Source organism: Paenibacillus sp. NPDC058177, assembly GCF_042883835.1.
GTDB lineage: Bacteria > Bacillota > Bacilli > Paenibacillales > Paenibacillaceae > Paenibacillus_AQ > Paenibacillus_AQ agri.
Genome location: NZ_JBHVVB010000002.1, coordinates 329,895 through 345,556, shown reverse-complemented (window position 1 = coordinate 345,556; position 15,662 = coordinate 329,895). Strand labels below are relative to the sequence as shown.

General features: G+C 42.1%; 15 protein-coding genes, 1 tRNA gene and 1 pseudogene. 14 read left to right on the top strand and 3 right to left on the bottom strand.

The annotated features are described in order from the left end of the window. Positions 1-8: 8 nt before the first annotated feature. Positions 9-443 (bottom strand): DNA-entry nuclease, encoded by a 435-nt coding sequence (locus tag ACFVU8_RS11605; protein WP_387427499.1) that lies wholly within the window; start codon positions 441-443, stop codon positions 9-11. Positions 444-640: 197 nt separating this feature from the next. Here ACFVU8_RS11605 and ACFVU8_RS11600 point away from each other — a divergent pair, with 197 nt between their 5' ends. Next, on the top strand, positions 641-2,125 hold the full coding sequence (locus ACFVU8_RS11600; protein ID WP_387427497.1) for a glycosyl hydrolase: 1,485 nt from the start codon (positions 641-643) through the stop codon (positions 2,123-2,125). Between the two features lie 96 nt (positions 2,126-2,221). Here ACFVU8_RS11600 and ACFVU8_RS11595 read toward each other — a convergent pair whose 3' ends face one another. Beyond that, positions 2,222-2,710 (bottom strand): PH domain-containing protein, encoded by a 489-nt coding sequence (locus ACFVU8_RS11595; RefSeq protein ID WP_175372921.1) that lies wholly within the window; start codon positions 2,708-2,710, stop codon positions 2,222-2,224. Between the two features lie 180 nt (positions 2,711-2,890). Between ACFVU8_RS11595 and ACFVU8_RS11590 the strand changes: the two genes are divergently transcribed. The 11 genes from ACFVU8_RS11590 (at position 2,891) to ACFVU8_RS11540 (ending at position 13,766) form a co-directional block, all read left to right on the top strand. Continuing rightward, entirely contained in the window at positions 2,891-3,487 is a 597-nt protein-coding gene (locus ACFVU8_RS11590; protein ID WP_387427496.1) for a hypothetical protein, read from the top strand. 181 nt (positions 3,488-3,668) lie between these two features. Beyond that, positions 3,669-4,004 (top strand): YolD-like family protein, encoded by a 336-nt coding sequence (locus ACFVU8_RS11585; protein WP_387427495.1) that lies wholly within the window; start codon positions 3,669-3,671, stop codon positions 4,002-4,004. Positions 4,005-4,095: 91 nt separating this feature from the next. Then, a complete protein-coding gene (locus ACFVU8_RS11580) occupies positions 4,096-5,943 on the top strand; it encodes a sensor histidine kinase (RefSeq protein WP_387427494.1) in 1,848 nt (615 codons plus the stop codon). Further along, entirely contained in the window at positions 5,921-7,474 is a 1,554-nt protein-coding gene (locus tag ACFVU8_RS11575) for a response regulator (protein ID WP_387427492.1), read from the top strand. Before ACFVU8_RS11580 ends, ACFVU8_RS11575 begins: the two co-directional genes overlap by 23 nt. 219 nt (positions 7,475-7,693) lie before the next feature. Beyond that, the gene (locus tag ACFVU8_RS11570) at positions 7,694-8,947 is read left to right on the top strand and encodes a sugar ABC transporter substrate-binding protein (RefSeq protein WP_387427491.1); all 1,254 of its coding nucleotides are present in this window, start codon (positions 7,694-7,696) and stop codon (positions 8,945-8,947) included. Positions 8,948-9,042: 95 nt separating this feature from the next. Then, on the top strand, positions 9,043-9,918 hold the full coding sequence (locus tag ACFVU8_RS11565; RefSeq protein WP_387427490.1) for a carbohydrate ABC transporter permease: 876 nt from the start codon (positions 9,043-9,045) through the stop codon (positions 9,916-9,918). After that, entirely contained in the window at positions 9,918-10,754 is an 837-nt protein-coding gene (locus tag ACFVU8_RS11560; RefSeq protein WP_387427488.1) for a carbohydrate ABC transporter permease, read from the top strand. Before ACFVU8_RS11565 ends, ACFVU8_RS11560 begins: the two co-directional genes overlap by 1 nt. Before the next feature lie 33 nt (positions 10,755-10,787). Then, positions 10,788-11,762, top strand: a complete 975-nt coding sequence (locus ACFVU8_RS11555; protein ID WP_387427487.1) for an aldo/keto reductase — start codon at positions 10,788-10,790, stop codon at positions 11,760-11,762. Between the two features lie 81 nt (positions 11,763-11,843). Beyond that, on the top strand, positions 11,844-12,446 hold the full coding sequence (locus tag ACFVU8_RS11550; RefSeq protein WP_387427485.1) for a DUF1349 domain-containing protein: 603 nt from the start codon (positions 11,844-11,846) through the stop codon (positions 12,444-12,446). A gap of 165 nt (positions 12,447-12,611) precedes the next feature. Then, entirely contained in the window at positions 12,612-13,295 is a 684-nt protein-coding gene (locus tag ACFVU8_RS11545) for a M15 family metallopeptidase (RefSeq protein ID WP_387427484.1), read from the top strand. Between the two features lie 75 nt (positions 13,296-13,370). Continuing rightward, the gene (locus tag ACFVU8_RS11540) at positions 13,371-13,766 is read left to right on the top strand and encodes a WGxxGxxG family protein (protein WP_387427482.1); all 396 of its coding nucleotides are present in this window, start codon (positions 13,371-13,373) and stop codon (positions 13,764-13,766) included. A 468-nt stretch (positions 13,767-14,234) separates the two neighbouring features. Here ACFVU8_RS11540 and ACFVU8_RS11535 read toward each other — a convergent pair whose 3' ends face one another. After that, the gene (locus ACFVU8_RS11535; protein ID WP_379465750.1) at positions 14,235-14,549 is read right to left on the bottom strand and encodes a hypothetical protein; all 315 of its coding nucleotides are present in this window, start codon (positions 14,547-14,549) and stop codon (positions 14,235-14,237) included. Positions 14,550-14,779: 230 nt separating this feature from the next. Between ACFVU8_RS11535 and ACFVU8_RS11530 the strand changes: the two genes are divergently transcribed. Together ACFVU8_RS11530 and ACFVU8_RS29985 are read left to right on the top strand one after the other, a co-directional pair. Next, positions 14,780-14,865: transfer RNA gene (locus ACFVU8_RS11530), tRNA-Leu, on the top strand. 451 nt (positions 14,866-15,316) lie between these two features. After that, positions 15,317-15,525: pseudogene (locus ACFVU8_RS29985) on the top strand (IS1634 family transposase); the annotation flags it as partial. Between the last annotated feature and the right edge of the window lie 137 nt (positions 15,526-15,662).

Here is a 15,662-nt window from a genome sequence, read left to right as displayed (position 1 = left end):
TTCTGTCATTATTGGAACATGAACTCCACGCGAACACCGTCCGCATATCCTTCTAGCTGATTGCCAACCCAACTTCCGGCGCCGCGGTTGTCGCTTGGCGATATGTATTCAATATCTGCGCCTTCTCCGCCTTCCTTGCACATCGCCATTGGCCATTCGTCGCGGTCATAGCCCTTCTTGGTAGGGACGCCCTTTAGAGAGAGGCGGCGGTTGTTCTCTGCTTGCTCACGATCGATTGTGCATATGGCGGACTCACCCTTTGCAATGGCATCCTGGATGTGCTTAGCTGTCTCCGGATAACGATCCGAGGGAAAGACCAGCTGGACAATTTCAGAATCGGATGGGGATGATGGCGGGAACTGTCCGTCCTCTTCATACCAGTAAGAACCCAGAGCTAGCAGCGCAACAATGATGAGACTGCCGATTAATTTACGTAACTTCACTTCTGCTCCTCCTTTTTCTGCGCTTCAATCAGTATAGCGTATTTCCAATTATAGCGCCTGGATTTGTATATCGCTGATAAAATCGAGCAGAGAAACAGCAGATTCTAAAGACAGGCTCTCTGTCCTGTAGATTAGCCGCGTCCGTGTACAGGGCCTTTTCATACTATGTACCAAAAGTACAAGGGTGGTGAGGGCTAATGGAACAAGGGGTACTTTGGCAGCTGTTAGATTCTGCATCACGGCTGGTAAACGATGTGCAGTGGCAGACGGCGTTCAGGAATTGGGTCATGACCCCGGCCAATCCGAATTTGACGGTTCCTGCCCGAAATCTTCTGAGGACGTTATATGCTTTACAAGGCACGGGGATTATTAACGGACAGCATGATTATCTCGAAAGTCCCGATGAATTCAGCAATAAGCTGAAGACGACTGGGGGACAATATGCCGGGCTCCATGGTTACGAACTGGGAGCCATCAACAACCAGACGCCAGAACTGATCCGCAGCCAAAGAGGCGGGGTAGTCGCCAGTGCAATCCGCTGGTACCAGTCCGGAGGGATTGTAGCCCTGACCTATCACGCTCATCTGCCTGGAACAGCCCCGGCCTGGTCTAATGTATCTATGAATCTGAGTAATGCAGAATTCGATAAATACGTAACGCCCGGCACTCCCCAGAATGCTGCACTGCTTGCCGATCTCGATGACGTTGCTTTGTCTTTGCGCAAGTTAGCGGATGCTGGTGTTCCTGTGTTATGGAGGCCATATCACGAGATGAACGGCGGTTGGTTCTGGTGGGGGCGCAAGAGCAAGTTCATCACACTTTGGAATTTGATGTTCGATCATTTCACGAAGACTCATAAGTTGAACAATATACTATGGGTGTGGAGCCCAAATGCAGACGGTGATGGAGTTGAAGCGCAAGAAGCTTATTACCCCGGCGGGGCGAGGGTGGATATTCTGGCACTCGATATCTATAACAGTGAATTTAAGGATGAGTTTCATAATCGGCTGTGGGATCTTGGGCGGGGCAAGCTGATTGCTATTGGGGAGAATGGCAAGCTTCCGTCACCTGCACTACTTGCCAAGTCACAGCGCAGGTGGTCTTACCTGATGACCTGGGGCAAGCTTCTTTATGAGAGCAATACGGAGTCGGCTATCAAGGATTTTATGAATGCCAGCTTCACCATCAACAGGAGTGAATATACGAAGGCACTTGCAGTTCAGGCTTCCAAGCCTGAGGGTAGTCCGCCAGTCCCTGTCAGTGGTCTGCGGGGAGAGTATTTTAATAATATGCTTCTTAGCGGAATGCCAGCTTTAGTACGGACGGATGCCAATATTAACTTTGTCTGGAGACAAGGCTCGCCGGACCCGGCAATCGGTGTGGACTTCTTCTCTGTACGCTGGAACGGAAGGCTCAGTGCGACTTATAGTGAGGGTTACACGGTGTACTCTTCATCCGATGATGGCATTCGAATCTGGATTGACGGACAGCTGGTTATTGACAGCTGGATCAAGCAGAGTGGACAGGAGCGAAAAGGTATTGTTAATCTGATCGCTGGCAAGCTGCATGACATCAAAGTGGAGTTCTATGAGAATCAGGGTGATGCGCGGGCCGTGCTGATGTGGGAGAGTCCCAGTCAGGTCAAGGAGGTCATCCCGGCGGCGGCATTCTTTCTTCCTTAACGCAGGGCTATGTGGAATTCTCTATATAGAAGTCAACGAGGTAACAGCCCCGGAAATGATCCGGGGCTGTTTGATCTGCAACAAAGGCGTATAAGGTCAAATCTGTTCGCGATAGCTAATGTTATTAACAGTCTTTTCATCACGTACTGCTTTGCGCAGCGCATCCTTGACAGTATGGGCACCATGGATCTTGCGGAACCACAGCTCGGGCGATGAAGCATCATCGGAAAAGATTGTCAGTGTCCCGATACCGAGCATGCGATCCAGAATGGATTGGGATACTCCCAGGTCACGAATTCGGAGCAGTTCAATCTCTTCGACATTTTTACCGATCAGGCCTGTCTTTACTATAATTCTCTGGCTTGTAATCGTATAAGTAGTCGTATTAAGGCCCACAAGACCCTTCAGTCGGTCGGATATGCCCGCCGGCTTTCCTTCCCATAGCTTGATTTCCTGAGCAGGCGTCAGGTCTCGCAGCGTGCGCTCGGCTGTCGGTGAAGCTCCTCCGTTCAGCGCGGTCCCACATTCTCCGCAAAATTTAGCGGCCTGCTTATATTCTGTTCCACAGGCTGTACAATAAGGCATCGAATGAACCTCCTCTCCCCATAAACATTTGTTATATTTATTATTATACTGCCTTATCCGGTCATTGGTTGCACACATAGCTATGATGTATTTTTTTTGCATTTTCCCCCGATTTACATTAATTTCATTTGCACTTTACAATAACCGACATTATTCTGTTATGTGGGGGGAATGTAAACGATGAAACGAGCTTGGCTAATAGGGTTGATTGGGCTGGTTCTAACGCTCTCAGCCTGCAGCTATAATGATTCTGCTTCAACCGCGGCGCTGTCGGAGGAAGAAGTGCAGGAATCTGTGCAAAATTATTACAATGAAATGTCCAAAATTGAACAATTAGGAAAATCGTCGCGGGAGCAATTCAACAAGACGATCGCCGCGTACTCGGCTGGGACAGCTACATCCAAAGAAATGGAGAAAGCCATTGCTCAGTTCAAGGATACGGCTACTGATATCTCATCTCAGGCGAAAAAGGTTGAAATCTCCGACCGTCTGCCGGAGAAAGTTAAGAAGCTGCTGGATGAGGCTCAGATTGCTTTTCAAAGTGCCTATTCTTTAAAAGAAAAAGCTTCAAAAGGTGCCGATTCTGCTGATGTGTCCGCCGACGAATTCAACGAGCTTAATCAGAATGCAGATCTCGCGATGCTGTACGGAATCTCTAAGCTCAACGAAGCCAGAGTGGCTACTGGACTTTTGGAGCCGGACAAGGATGCTGACCCGAAGGCAGCCGCTGATTCCAAGGTGGTAACCGGAACAGATTTGGAAAATGTTAAACCATAAGATACCCTGCCCCTATGCCTGGGGATGACGATAAAAGGCGCTGCACAGCACAGCTGTGGGCGCTTTTTTGCGTGCGGATTGTCATTTTTTTCATATTGATTAAAGGACTTGACTATGGATATAATACAAACATACGTTCGTGTTATGTGGAATTATTAATTGAACCGAAGGAGGCCAGGCAATGGGTAAGAAGCTGGAAGGTAACGGATTATGGGAGAGCAGCCGGATGATGCTGCCGGAGCACAAGAACCGGATTATCAGCGATGAACGGGAGACGCTGCGCCGCATCCAGCCGGTACTGGATGAGCAGAAGCAGGAGGAGATTGAGAGCACCCTGGCGCTGTCACTGCGAAGTCATGTGTGCGTCACGGTGATTCTGTTCGATCCGTTCGAGAATGAGGCGGTGAGCGGCTTTGTGACCTCCATTCACACCCACTCGCGGGAGATTAAGCTGCAGTGGGCGGAGGAATGGAAGTGGATTCGTGTAGACCAGATTGTGGAAGCCTATATCGTTTAACATCACTACTGTCGTTCTTAATCAGCTTACAAACTCCTCTATTGCTGTGCTACAATGTACTGGCAATGGGGAGTGAGTGGAGGATGACTAGATGAAATTTATCAAAGGGAGCATTATATCTAAAATTATTATCAGCTTAATCGTAGCGACAACTGTTCCTTTCATTATTTCTAACTATTTGTCGTATCAGATCACGGGCAAAGCAATTAAACGCCAGTTAGTTGAGCTTAATCAGAATTCGATGTCAATTACGATGTCAGAATTGCAGTCTTATTTTCATGATTTGTCACTACTTGGCCTAACATACTTTTCTGATCCTGAGCTTGTTAGATTATTGTCAGAAAAAGACCCGCAAACCCCTGCTGAGAGTGTCTATATTGCGCAGAGGCTTGAGAAAATATATGCGAATTACAGCGAGATAGGTGCAGTTTCTTACAAAAGCGCACTAACAAACAAGCAGTTCAATATTCGAGATCATTATAATTCCATAGTTACAATTCCTGATTTTAAAAACCGTGAGATGTCTTATGCGCATACAGAGCTTAAGCAGCCCTTTCAAGTTACACATAATAATAGAGAACCCAGATTACGTGTCAATAAGCCATTCATAGATGTTTTTACTAGAGAAGTAATCGGCTTTACTACCTTTGATATTAAACCCCTACAAATCCGTAAGATGCTAACATCCTTAACGACAAGTGAGCAAGGCCCTGTATACTTATTTATCGGTAATAATCTGGAATTGCTCTATACAACTGCAGATGAGAGGGATTCGACTGAGCCGGCACTTTCCCAAACAACGTATCCGGAGACAATACAAAAAACTGGAGAAGCATGGCAGGCAGAACTTAATCAGAGGCTTCATACATCGCAACTACTTACAGATAAAGGGGAACTTCAAACTCCTGAAGGCAGTTATGTCTATTTGAGTAAGACAAATGAGAATGGCGCAATCATGACAATAGTTAGGTTTATACCTCTTTCATTTATTAATCAGGCACGTACTTCTGCACTTGGTAAAACTGTATCCATTCAAGTCATTTCAATTATTTTTGTTTCAATTTTGGCGGCATTCATCTCTTATTACATGTTGCGTAGGATTAAAATTATACTGCGGCACATTAAGAAGTTGCAGATGGGTAACTTTCAATTACAGCGTATGCCTGTACCAACAACACCGGATGAGTTAGATTTGTTGGAAATTAGATTGCATGAAATGGCTGGTGAGCTAGATGAGCTGTGGAATAAGCAATATCGTCATCAGCTTGAGTTATCACAAGCTCGTTTGAAAATGCTGCAAGCTCAAATTAATCCTCATTTTTTCTATAACACACTGCAATCGATTGGAACGTTAGCAATTAAATCTAAAGCGTACGACGTCAGTGATCGACTTGCTGAATTTGCAGCTTTGTTTCGTTATTCCATGGACATTGAGAATGAGGATGTTTCGCTAGAAGAAGAAATCGAACATTTACAGCATTACATGGTACTTCAGCAAGGCCGATATAAGCAAAAGCTTCAATTTGAGTTAGACTGTCCAGATGAGGCCAGATACATTCCTATACCTAAAATGACTTTACAGCCGCTTGTTGAAAATAGTATTATACATGGTTTAGAACGGGGAAATGGTCAAATTCATATTATTGTAAGCGTTGTCCTTACTAAGTGTTCACTGTTAATCAAGGTAATCGATAACGGAAAAGGCTTTACAGATCAGCAAATTGAACAAATCAAGGTTGGATATAATGAGCAGGTTATTGTATCGGAGAGACGGGGAATTGGCTTGTCCAATGTATTGAAGCGATTGATGCTCTATTATGGCAACGAATTTAATTGGTCGATTTCTAGCAGCCCCTTTAAAAAAACAATAGTAGCATTGTCGTTGCCGGTTGAATCATCAAGGGGGATACAGGAAGATGAAGTTATTGATCGTAGATGATGAAGAGCATGTACGTGAAGGTGTTGAGCTATCGATAGATTGGCGACATTATAACATCAATAAGATATTCATGGCAGAAAATGGGTTAGAGGCATTGGAACTTGTACGACAGCATCATCCAGAGTTGATAATTTGCGATATGAGCATGCATATTATGGATGGCTCGCAATTTTTAGAGAAGCTTCGGGAGGAAGGATGGACTTGCAAAGTTATTGTGCTAAGCGGCTATCAACAGTTCCGTTACACTAGGGCGACTCTGCTTGCAAACGGTGTAGATTACTTGCTTAAACCATTTAAAATTAGTGAGCTGGACAAAGCGATTCAAAAAGCTTGCGGTCAAATACAACAAGAGCAGAAAGTTTGGCTAAAAGAACTTAGCACTAATTTTCGATTAAATGAAGTGAATCATCTCGTTATGGAGCAACGTTTTTCTCGCTTAATTGAGGAGGAACAGGTTTCTAAAGAAGAGCTTGATACTTTTCTTACTACTCTTGGCATCAACCCTGATCATTTTTATGCTGTTACTTTTTTGCCTAGAAATAAAGATGCAGTTGTAAAGCAATATTATAATCGAGACGAGCAGTTGTTTAATTATTCGGTGAAAAATATTGTTAAAGAGCTGGTTGAATCACTTGGTAGCTGGTATATGCTTCAATATGAAGAGTTTATCATCGTGTTTATAAGTTCAGATTATTTACTTACTGATATAGAGGATACTATTCACAAATTACAGGATGCTTGGAAAAGAACTTTGCGGCTATCAACATTTTCTGGTTTCTATAAAATGAGTTTGACAGCTAGTAGATTTCAATTAGCATTGTCTGAGGAAAAATCGATGATTCTTAATAGTTATGTTTTTGGTCATATGAAGAGTGGACGAAAGTCAACAGCCATGCACTTTTTCATAGATAAGGAGCGTGTTATTTTAGAAGCAGTTCTTGTGAAAAATAAACACTATCTTTATAAGTTGGTCGATTCTTTCGAAATGGAGTTGGCTTCATATGAGGCTGTAAGCTTAAGAGAGCTTCAGCACTATACCATAGAAATCAACCTATTGCTCGTAAGAATTTATATACAATTGAACAATGATAGCTTTCATGAGACGATGCCGCTTTGGTTATCACAGTTGGAGGAATGGTCCTCAAAACTTAAACAAATTTTTAGTGATATGTTAGAATCAATCAACTATAGTAGGCTGGAAATAAGTAATCTTCAGTCTATCGCTTCAGTAAAAAATTATATCAATGATCATATGAAGGAAGAGATTACGTTAGCGGGCTTGGCAGAAATTTTTCATTTTTCTCCGCAATATTTGGCAAAAAAGTTTAAAGAAGAGTATGGCACAACGATTATGAATTATCTGACTCAGATAAGGATGGAAAGAGCGTGCTCATTGCTTGATCATACTGAGTTATCAATTCAAGAGGTTGCGAGCGAAAGTGGCTTTGAAGAGTTAAATTATTTCGGTAAAGTATTTAAAAAATATACTGGTATAGCACCTAGCGGTTACCGAAAGAAATACAAAATGTAACATACAACACATTCAATAAAAATCTAAAATACTTCTGCTTGAGTTAATAGTGGGAGTTTTTGGAATTGAATGTGTTTTTTTGTTTTTCGATATATGTATAAGAACTTCAGATTCAAAATTTACTCATTTAGGTGAATATCACGCCTGTCAGAGGGCAAATGATTATAGATATAATACACCTATAAATTAAATTCAAAATTGTAAGAGGGGGTTGCAATAATGAAGAGAAGTTGGGGTCTTGTGCTACTTACTGCTATGCTTTTCATTTTTTCAGCATGTGGCAATAATACAGGCGTTAATCCAAATGAAGGAACAGGTAATAGCGGAAATAAAGCTAAGAAGCTTGCTAAAATTACATTGTTTCAAAGTAAAGTTGAAATTGCCGGAGCACTTGAGAACTTGGCTTCTAAGTACAAAGAAGAAACAGGAAATGAAGTTGAGATATGGGGTTCCGCAGGTGATTCCTACATTACACAGCTACAAACAAAGTTAGCTGCTAATGAAGGTCCGACAATTTTTTCAGTGCAACAAGGTGTTGAAGCAGAAAAATTTGCATCATATTTCTATGATATGACGAATGAGTCTTATGCTAAGTACATCGTTCCAAACATGGCTTTAGAAATAGAAGGTAAGGTTGTAGGTGTTCCAATTGGGATCGAGGGATTTGGACTTGTATACAATAAAGAGTTATATGATCCGTCTACTGTAAAAGACACAAAGTCATTGATACAAGCACTTGAAAAATTCAAAGCTGATGGTATTAATGGTTTGGAGCTGTCTCAAACAGCGTATTTCTTAATTGGTCATATTATTAATACACCATTCGCATTGCAGAAAGATCCTGTGGCCTTCATTAAGAAAGTAAACAAAGGTGAAGTGGATTTGAAAACAATTCCGGAATTCCAGGAATTCGCTAAAGTGATGGAAGCTATTCGTGCTAATTCTGCTAATCCAGTTGAAGTAACGTATGATAAACAAATGGGTGATTTGGCAACAGGTAAAGCGGCAATTGTACACCAAGGTAACTGGAGTTACAGTATGCTTGCTGAATATGATGATATCAATATTGGGATGGCTCCACTTCCGATCGTTGGAAACGATAAATTGGAAGTCGGTATTCCATCTGGTTGGGTTATTAATAATAAAGCATCTCAAGAGCAAATTACAGCAGCTAATGTATTCTTAGAGTGGTTGTATACTAGCGAAACTGGTAAAAATACAATTCTTAATGATTTTGGTTTTATTCCAGCGGTTACAACGATCGAACCAACTGGGTTAGATCCATTATCACAGCAAGTTTATGAAGCAACACAAGCGGGAAATACGATTCCTCGGGCTTTGAATTACTTCCCACAAGGAATTATTATTAATGATCTTGCACCGCTAGCATCTGAATTCTTCCTTGATTCTTCAATTACACCAGAACAATTCCTTGATAAACTTCGAGATGTTTGGGTAAAAGCTGCTAAGTAATACAAAGACATCCAATGTTGAAGGCCTAACCCTTATAAGGGATGTTAGGCTTTCCACTTCTCTTCTAAGTTGAGCTTCATGAAAGGATGTTACCTATGTCAAATAAAAATAAAAATATATGGTACTGTATATTCACGATGCCATTATTTTTGATTTTTCTTATTGTTGTTGTTGTTCCGTTTTTGATCGGAATTTACTATTCCTTTATTAGCTGGGATGGTATTTCAAGTACCCCTAAAGTATTTGTTGGTTTGGATAATTATTCAGCATTTTTGCAGGATAAGCGTTTCATTGCATCTGCATGGAATACTATAAAATTCACTATATTTGCACTAATTAGCGTTAATTTGCTGGGATTATTTTTTGCTTTGCTTGTTACAGCGGGGTTCAAAACGAGTAATCTTGTTCGTACGCTACTATTTATGCCAAACCTTATTGGGGGCCTAATACTTGGATATATCTGGCGTTTCATTTTTACAGATGGATTTAAGCAGATTGGGGCTACGACAGGAATGGAATCTATCTTCTTTAATTGGCTGATTGATCCAAACTATGCTCTAATTGCACTGGTAATTGTCTTCACTTGGCAGATGGCAGGCTATACAATGGTTATCTATATCGCTGGTATTCAAGGGATTTCCGATGAAGTGATGGAGGCAGCAAAAGTAGATGGGGCAAATATATGGCATCGTATGACCAAAATAGTATTTCCGCTACTAATGCCATCGTTTACAATTTGCTTATTTTTAACTTTGTCAGGTGCGTTCAAAATTTACGATGTTAACTTGTCACTAACTAATGGTGGCCCAATATATTCTACTGAGTTGTTTGCTATGAATGTATTTAATGAAATATTCGGATATGGTAATTATGGACTTGGTCAAGCGAAAGCAATCGTATTCTTTGTTATTATTGCGTTAGTAACGATTACCCAGGTCGTAATTACGAAGCGAAGAGAGGTGCAGATGTAATGAATAAAGCTAAGAATGGAATAGTCTCTTTGCTAATCGTTATTATCGCACTGCTGTTTTTGTCACCAATGTACATTATGTTTGTTAATTCATTCAAAACACGTGCTGAATTATATGAAAATGTACTTTCTTTACCTGGCGATTTCAGCTTTCAATATTATACAGCGGCAATTAAGAAAATGAATTTCTTAGTTGTACTTGGAAACTCGCTGTATGTGACGATTGCTACTGTTATTTTTGTTATTGTGCTTTCCTCGATGACGGCGTGGATGCTTGTACGTCGCGATAATGTCATGAGTAAATTCATTTTCTTCTTGTTTGTTGCAACAATGCTTATTCCGTTCCAAACATTAATGATGCCACTTATGCAAGTAATGGATTGGCTACGTACCTATTTGCATTTGCCAATGCTTAATACGCATGGAGGATTGATATTTATGAATATTGGTTTCCATGCTGGTATAGCGGTATTTCTATATCACGGTTTTATTAAATCAATCCCTGTGGCTTTAGAGGAAGCGGCTGTTCTTGATGGTTGTAGTACCTTCGGCGTATTCTGGAGAATTGTATTTCCTTTACTAAAAAGCATTACTGTAACAGTTGCGATTCTCGACGTTATTGCTTCATGGAATGATTACTTGCTTCCGTCACTCGTGCTATCTGAAAAGGGCTTGCGTACTATCCAGTTATCAACGTTCTATTTCTTCGGCGAATTTACAATTGTTTGGAATCAGGCGATGGCTGGCTTGACATTAACTATTATCCCTATTGTTATTTTCTATGCTATTGCACAAAAATATATTATTAAAGGGATTGCAGCAGGGGCAGTGAAGTGAGATTGTAATAAAAATTAAAATATGGGGGATAAAATGAAACCACTACAATTGGAAAAGCGCGGAATAGCCACAAGTCGTATGGTGATGGGATGTATGGGACTAGGAGGTGGTTGGAATCAAAATCCAATTACAGCAGATGATATAATGCAAGCCCATCATGCAGTTGATGCAGCACTATCCATCGGTATCAATCTGTTTGATCATGCGGATATTTATACCTTTGGAAAGGCAGAGATAGTATTTGGGCAAGTTTTAAAGGAGCGTAAAGATCTTAGAGAAAACATATTAATTCAATCTAAATGCGGTATTCGATTTGAAGACGGTCCAGGAAGGCCTGGGAGATATGATTTTTCTTCTGACTATATTCGCAACAGTGTCGACGGAATCTTAAAAAGACTGGGAGTAGAGTTTATTGATTTTTTACTATTTCACCGACCAGATCCGTTGATGGAACCAGAAGAAGTTGCTGAAGTAATTAATGAATTAAAAGAGTCTGGTAAAGTACGACATTTTGGTGTCTCCAATATGAGTGCAGCACAAGTCAAACTGCTTCAATCCTATTCTAATGAACCTTTAATCATCAACCAATTAGAGATGAGTCTAGCTAAACTTGATTGGTTAGAAACAGGGGTACTTGTCAACCACGATGAACGTATAAATGCCCACTTCCCTGAAGAAACTCTAGAATATTGTCGTCTTGAAAATATACAAATTCAAGCCTGGGGCTCCTTGTCACAAGGACTGTTTTCGGGAAGGAATTTAGATGGTCAATCCGAATCTATACAAGAAACAGCCCGATTAGTTAAAGATATGGCTGATCAAAAACAAGTATCACCCGAGGCAATTTTATTAGCCTGGCTAATGAGACATCCTGCAGGTATTCAACCTATTTTAGGTACTACTCGACCAGACCGTATTCAAAAATGTGGAGAGGCAATGAATATAACCCTAACAAGAGAAGAATGGTATTCTCTTTATGTAAGTTCAAGAGGTAGACGACTACCATAGGAGAAAATATGTAGTTGTCCATGTATAAAACTCGGTTGAATTTTAAATCAACAAATTTCACGATAACTGGTGGAGGTATTTATGAGTCAGGTAAACTTCTTAAGTGAAGATATAGGTGACATTGATTTAAAAGGTTCTATTAAAAAAAATGGTACGGGGTACGATGTAATTGCAGGTGGGGAAGATATCTGGGGGACTGCAGATCAATTTCATTTTGGTTATGTAACAATTCATGATGATTTTGATATGACAGTAAGGATAGAATCACTTAGCATGGCTAATCTCTATACGAAAGCAGGACTTATGGCTCGTAAATCTTTACTTGCTGATAGTGAACATGTTTTCTTTATGGTTTTTCCTGATAATAGCCCTCGTAATAAAAATAATGGAGGCTATGAATTCCAATATCGGGAAAAGCTTGGGGCTGATTCTTCTGCAATATATCCTAATGATTATAACTCGGAACCAGCAGAATTCCCAGTTAATTATCCAAATACATGGTTAAGACTAAAGAGGTCTGGTGATGTTTTTTACGGGTTCTATAGCACAGACGGTGAGACGTGGAAATTATATTCGAGTTATGAAATGAAAATTGATCGAACTGTTTACTTAGGGTTAGCGGTAACTTCTCATAATGAAAACAAGACGGTGAAAGCATCATTTAGGGATATAACGATCAAATAAATCTATATGGGTTATTCTTAGATAAGGCCCCGGACGTTGTCCGAGGGCTTTTTTTCGTGGGAAAGCGGTATGCAGAAGCATTGAAATTACAAACATCCAGGCATAGGGGTATCTGAACAAGCAGAACAGAAAATTCGGACATCTACTATACCAGGGGGTGAATATATGCTGACTTTGGACGTGGTAAAAAGCAAATCGGCAACTGCTCTCACGGGGCTGAACCCGGCTGTGTTGGTCGGAGCGAACACGCTGATCGAGCGTAGCTTCGCCAAGGGCGTGCCGATTATCATTAGCCAAGGCCTACGGACCTTTGCCGAGCAGAATGCTCTCTATGCACAGGGGAGAAGCAAGCCGGGGAATATCGTGACCAATGCGCGCGGGGGATTCAGTTATCATAATTATGGATTGGCGATTGACTTTGCACTGCTGTTGCCAGATGGCAAGGGCATCTCATGGGATATGAAGCGTGACGGAAACGGCAATAAAATCGCAGACTGGCAGGAAGTAGTGCAGGAGGCGAAACAGCTGGGTTTTGAATGGGGCGGGGACTGGACCTCCTTCAAAGATTATTCCCATCTGCAGATTGCTTATGGCCTTTCAATTGATCAATTGCGGGCAGGCCTCCGCCCGTCGGCAGAGCAGATCAAGGCTGCACTTAAGGTGATCAATGGAGGTGACAACGTGAACAAAGACGTGAAGGTAAGCATCGTCCTGAATGGTAACAAGCTCACAGATGGTGTTCTGGATACCGGCGTCACCTATGTGCCCGTACGGGCGCTGGCGGAAGCGTTGGGTGCGAAGGTTACGTATGACGCCGCAAGCAAGACCGTGAATATTGTTACAGGATAAGCAGTTTGGGGTTGCATAGAAAATAAGGGATAAGGGGAAATTATCAGCAACCAAATTACAAGGGGGCAACATATCTTGAATAAGCTGATAACAAGCCTTATCTGTACCGCTGCACTGTCTATGACGCTGCTTGGCACCGGCTATACGGCCGAGGCTGCTGGAGTCGACGGGGTGGGGGATACCACACGCAATACCGGCACCATTAGAAACGACGCAAACCGACTGCATCCAAATGGCAGCATGATCAATGGTACGACAGGAACGAGCAGAAGCAACAGTAACATCCTGGACAACAACGTTCGGACTGAAGATAATCACAGAGTAGCTCCGTTGTCCACGACGAACCAGAATGGTACCTATCGGGCCACCAGCACCACCAGTAACGGAAACGGGTCGAACTGGGGCTGGTTGGGACTCATCGGCCTGCTCGGTCTGGCTGGCATGAGAAATCGTACTGGAGAGCGCAGCTAGGTAGTGAAGGGAAGGACGCCGAGCAGTTACATGCATGTGAAAATAAAGCTGATTTTATTAACGTTCCTGTCCATTCGGCAGGGACGTTTTTTGTTGCATGTCTGGGTTAAAGAATCATGGACCTATCTCGAAATTAGTACGTGCTTCTTGTTCTATCTGGCAACGGACCCCAGAGACGTTATGAGCAGAAATCCTGTGTAAAATCCACGGTTTGGGAGGAAATAGCGACACCTGAGTCCGTTACATGCTCCAGAAGCTGTTTGATGTGCAAATAACGACGATAGGGTCCGTTAGCCCTCATGCATAAGTTTCAATCTTCTGAAGCAGTGGTTTTGGTATTGGTAAGCACTGATGATGAAGTTCAGCCTGATTTATAAGGATTTTATAAGGCTATTTCTCATCAACAATCGTAGATAATGGTGTTTCTGGACAGTCTAAGGAGCCTACATACGCAGGCTCCTCTTCCCATTACGTGTACAATAATGTGATGACCAGCAATTCATAAAGCACAAGAGTTAAGATCATTTCATCATTGGAATATGGACTCCGTTGTCCTCCCTGACTGCTAACCTTTAAATACATCAATCCGCCGCTGCAGCCGACAATTCTCCCCACGTACACCTGGCCATCCAAAGTTTCAATTCTAACGGATTGATTGCCATAAATCCGGCAAATATTCTGCAGTTTGTCTCGAACACTTCTTAAATTATGAATCGTGTTATTGTCCGCTCTGTATAACACTTGTTGCTGCGGATGATGATATCCTGATGGTTGAAGACTCATGAGTATTTGACCTCCGGTTACAATATCAATTTAGAATTATCGTATGCATTTGCCTAGGGAGAGGTGCGGAACTAAGGGATTAGTCTTTTTATGGAGATGCAAGGTGAGGGGGTTGAGGAAACTTACATATTTTTAGGGGTTGCATGATTGTCCAAAACATGATATTATCTATCTTGTCGCCAATAATACGAATTACTAGCTGAACGTCAGCGATTTAGTAATATCTTCATGCCGGGGTGGCGGAATTGGCAGACGCACAGGACTTAAAATCCTGCGGTAGGTGACTACCGTACCGGTTCGATCCCGGTCCTCGGCACTAGTAAAACAAGGGTTTCAGCTCATTAGAGCTGGAACCCTTGTTTGTTTTTAAGGTGGTTTGCTAACCTTTTGCTAAAGCCGCTACTTTTTCGTGTGGATTCGAGGTTTTTGGGTATGTGCGGAATGATGCTTGTACCGGCTTTACGGCGAGCGGTTCTTTGCTCAGAATCTGCGTTCGAGAAATCTGCCGCACCCCCGGTATGAAAGAGACTTTAGCGCAGCCCAACGCCTTCCATACTGAATAATACGGCGATTGGACAGAAATACGTGACTCTTTTTGGTAGTTCGACCTATGTGGCCTAAATTCCCGAAATTACGTAGTTACAATATATTCTCAAAAATGGTTGAGTTTAACTCGTTATACATTGTACAATGTGTAACGAGGCTGGTGTTCATTATGACGATCATTTATGAAACTAACGAGACCCCTACCGATCACCCCCTTTTAGCGCAGTTTCTACGGCGCATCCTACCTGATAGAACCCAATCGGACAAGCCGCCGGCGTTGAAACTGATCTCAAGACTTGTTTCCCTGGCACCTATAAGAAGATTTTGTCTATCACTTACTATCTGATTCTGGAAGAAAACAACTTATTCAGCCGCTTTTCGCTGATAACGCATACATAGTCATCCCTTTGCAGCAGATATTGCTTTTCAGTGAAGCAGCAGGCTGTTCCAGTAGATTGAAGAGGCTAAGCGTATAGCCTTTATCGAATGACAGGGGAATCCATCGAAAAGGAACTGGGTTTTTGCTATATATATTGGCGGTGGTCGTTTTGCTTTCGTGGCTGCCCT

What these genes read in the sequence shown, in the direction of transcription:
- ACFVU8_RS11555 (WP_387427487.1), top strand. Translation starts at nt 10,788, where the DNA reads ATGAAACCACTACAATTGGAAAAGCGCGGAATAGCCACAAGTCGTATG.
- ACFVU8_RS11595 (WP_175372921.1), bottom strand. Translation starts at nt 2,710, where the DNA reads ATGCCTTATTGTACAGCCTGTGGAACAGAATATAAGCAGGCCGCTAAA.
- ACFVU8_RS11545 (WP_387427484.1), top strand. Translation starts at nt 12,612, where the DNA reads ATGCTGACTTTGGACGTGGTAAAAAGCAAATCGGCAACTGCTCTCACG.
- ACFVU8_RS11585 (WP_387427495.1), top strand. Translation starts at nt 3,669, where the DNA reads ATGGGTAAGAAGCTGGAAGGTAACGGATTATGGGAGAGCAGCCGGATG.
- ACFVU8_RS11590 (WP_387427496.1), top strand. Translation starts at nt 2,891, where the DNA reads ATGAAACGAGCTTGGCTAATAGGGTTGATTGGGCTGGTTCTAACGCTC.
- ACFVU8_RS11535 (WP_379465750.1), bottom strand. Translation starts at nt 14,549, where the DNA reads ATGAGTCTTCAACCATCAGGATATCATCATCCGCAGCAACAAGTGTTA.
- ACFVU8_RS11570 (WP_387427491.1), top strand. Translation starts at nt 7,694, where the DNA reads ATGAAGAGAAGTTGGGGTCTTGTGCTACTTACTGCTATGCTTTTCATT.
- ACFVU8_RS11565 (WP_387427490.1), top strand. Translation starts at nt 9,043, where the DNA reads ATGTCAAATAAAAATAAAAATATATGGTACTGTATATTCACGATGCCA.
- ACFVU8_RS11580 (WP_387427494.1), top strand. Translation starts at nt 4,096, where the DNA reads ATGAAATTTATCAAAGGGAGCATTATATCTAAAATTATTATCAGCTTA.
- ACFVU8_RS11550 (WP_387427485.1), top strand. Translation starts at nt 11,844, where the DNA reads ATGAGTCAGGTAAACTTCTTAAGTGAAGATATAGGTGACATTGATTTA.
- ACFVU8_RS11575 (WP_387427492.1), top strand. Translation starts at nt 5,921, where the DNA reads ATGAAGTTATTGATCGTAGATGATGAAGAGCATGTACGTGAAGGTGTT.
- ACFVU8_RS11560 (WP_387427488.1), top strand. Translation starts at nt 9,918, where the DNA reads ATGAATAAAGCTAAGAATGGAATAGTCTCTTTGCTAATCGTTATTATC.
- ACFVU8_RS11600 (WP_387427497.1), top strand. Translation starts at nt 641, where the DNA reads ATGGAACAAGGGGTACTTTGGCAGCTGTTAGATTCTGCATCACGGCTG.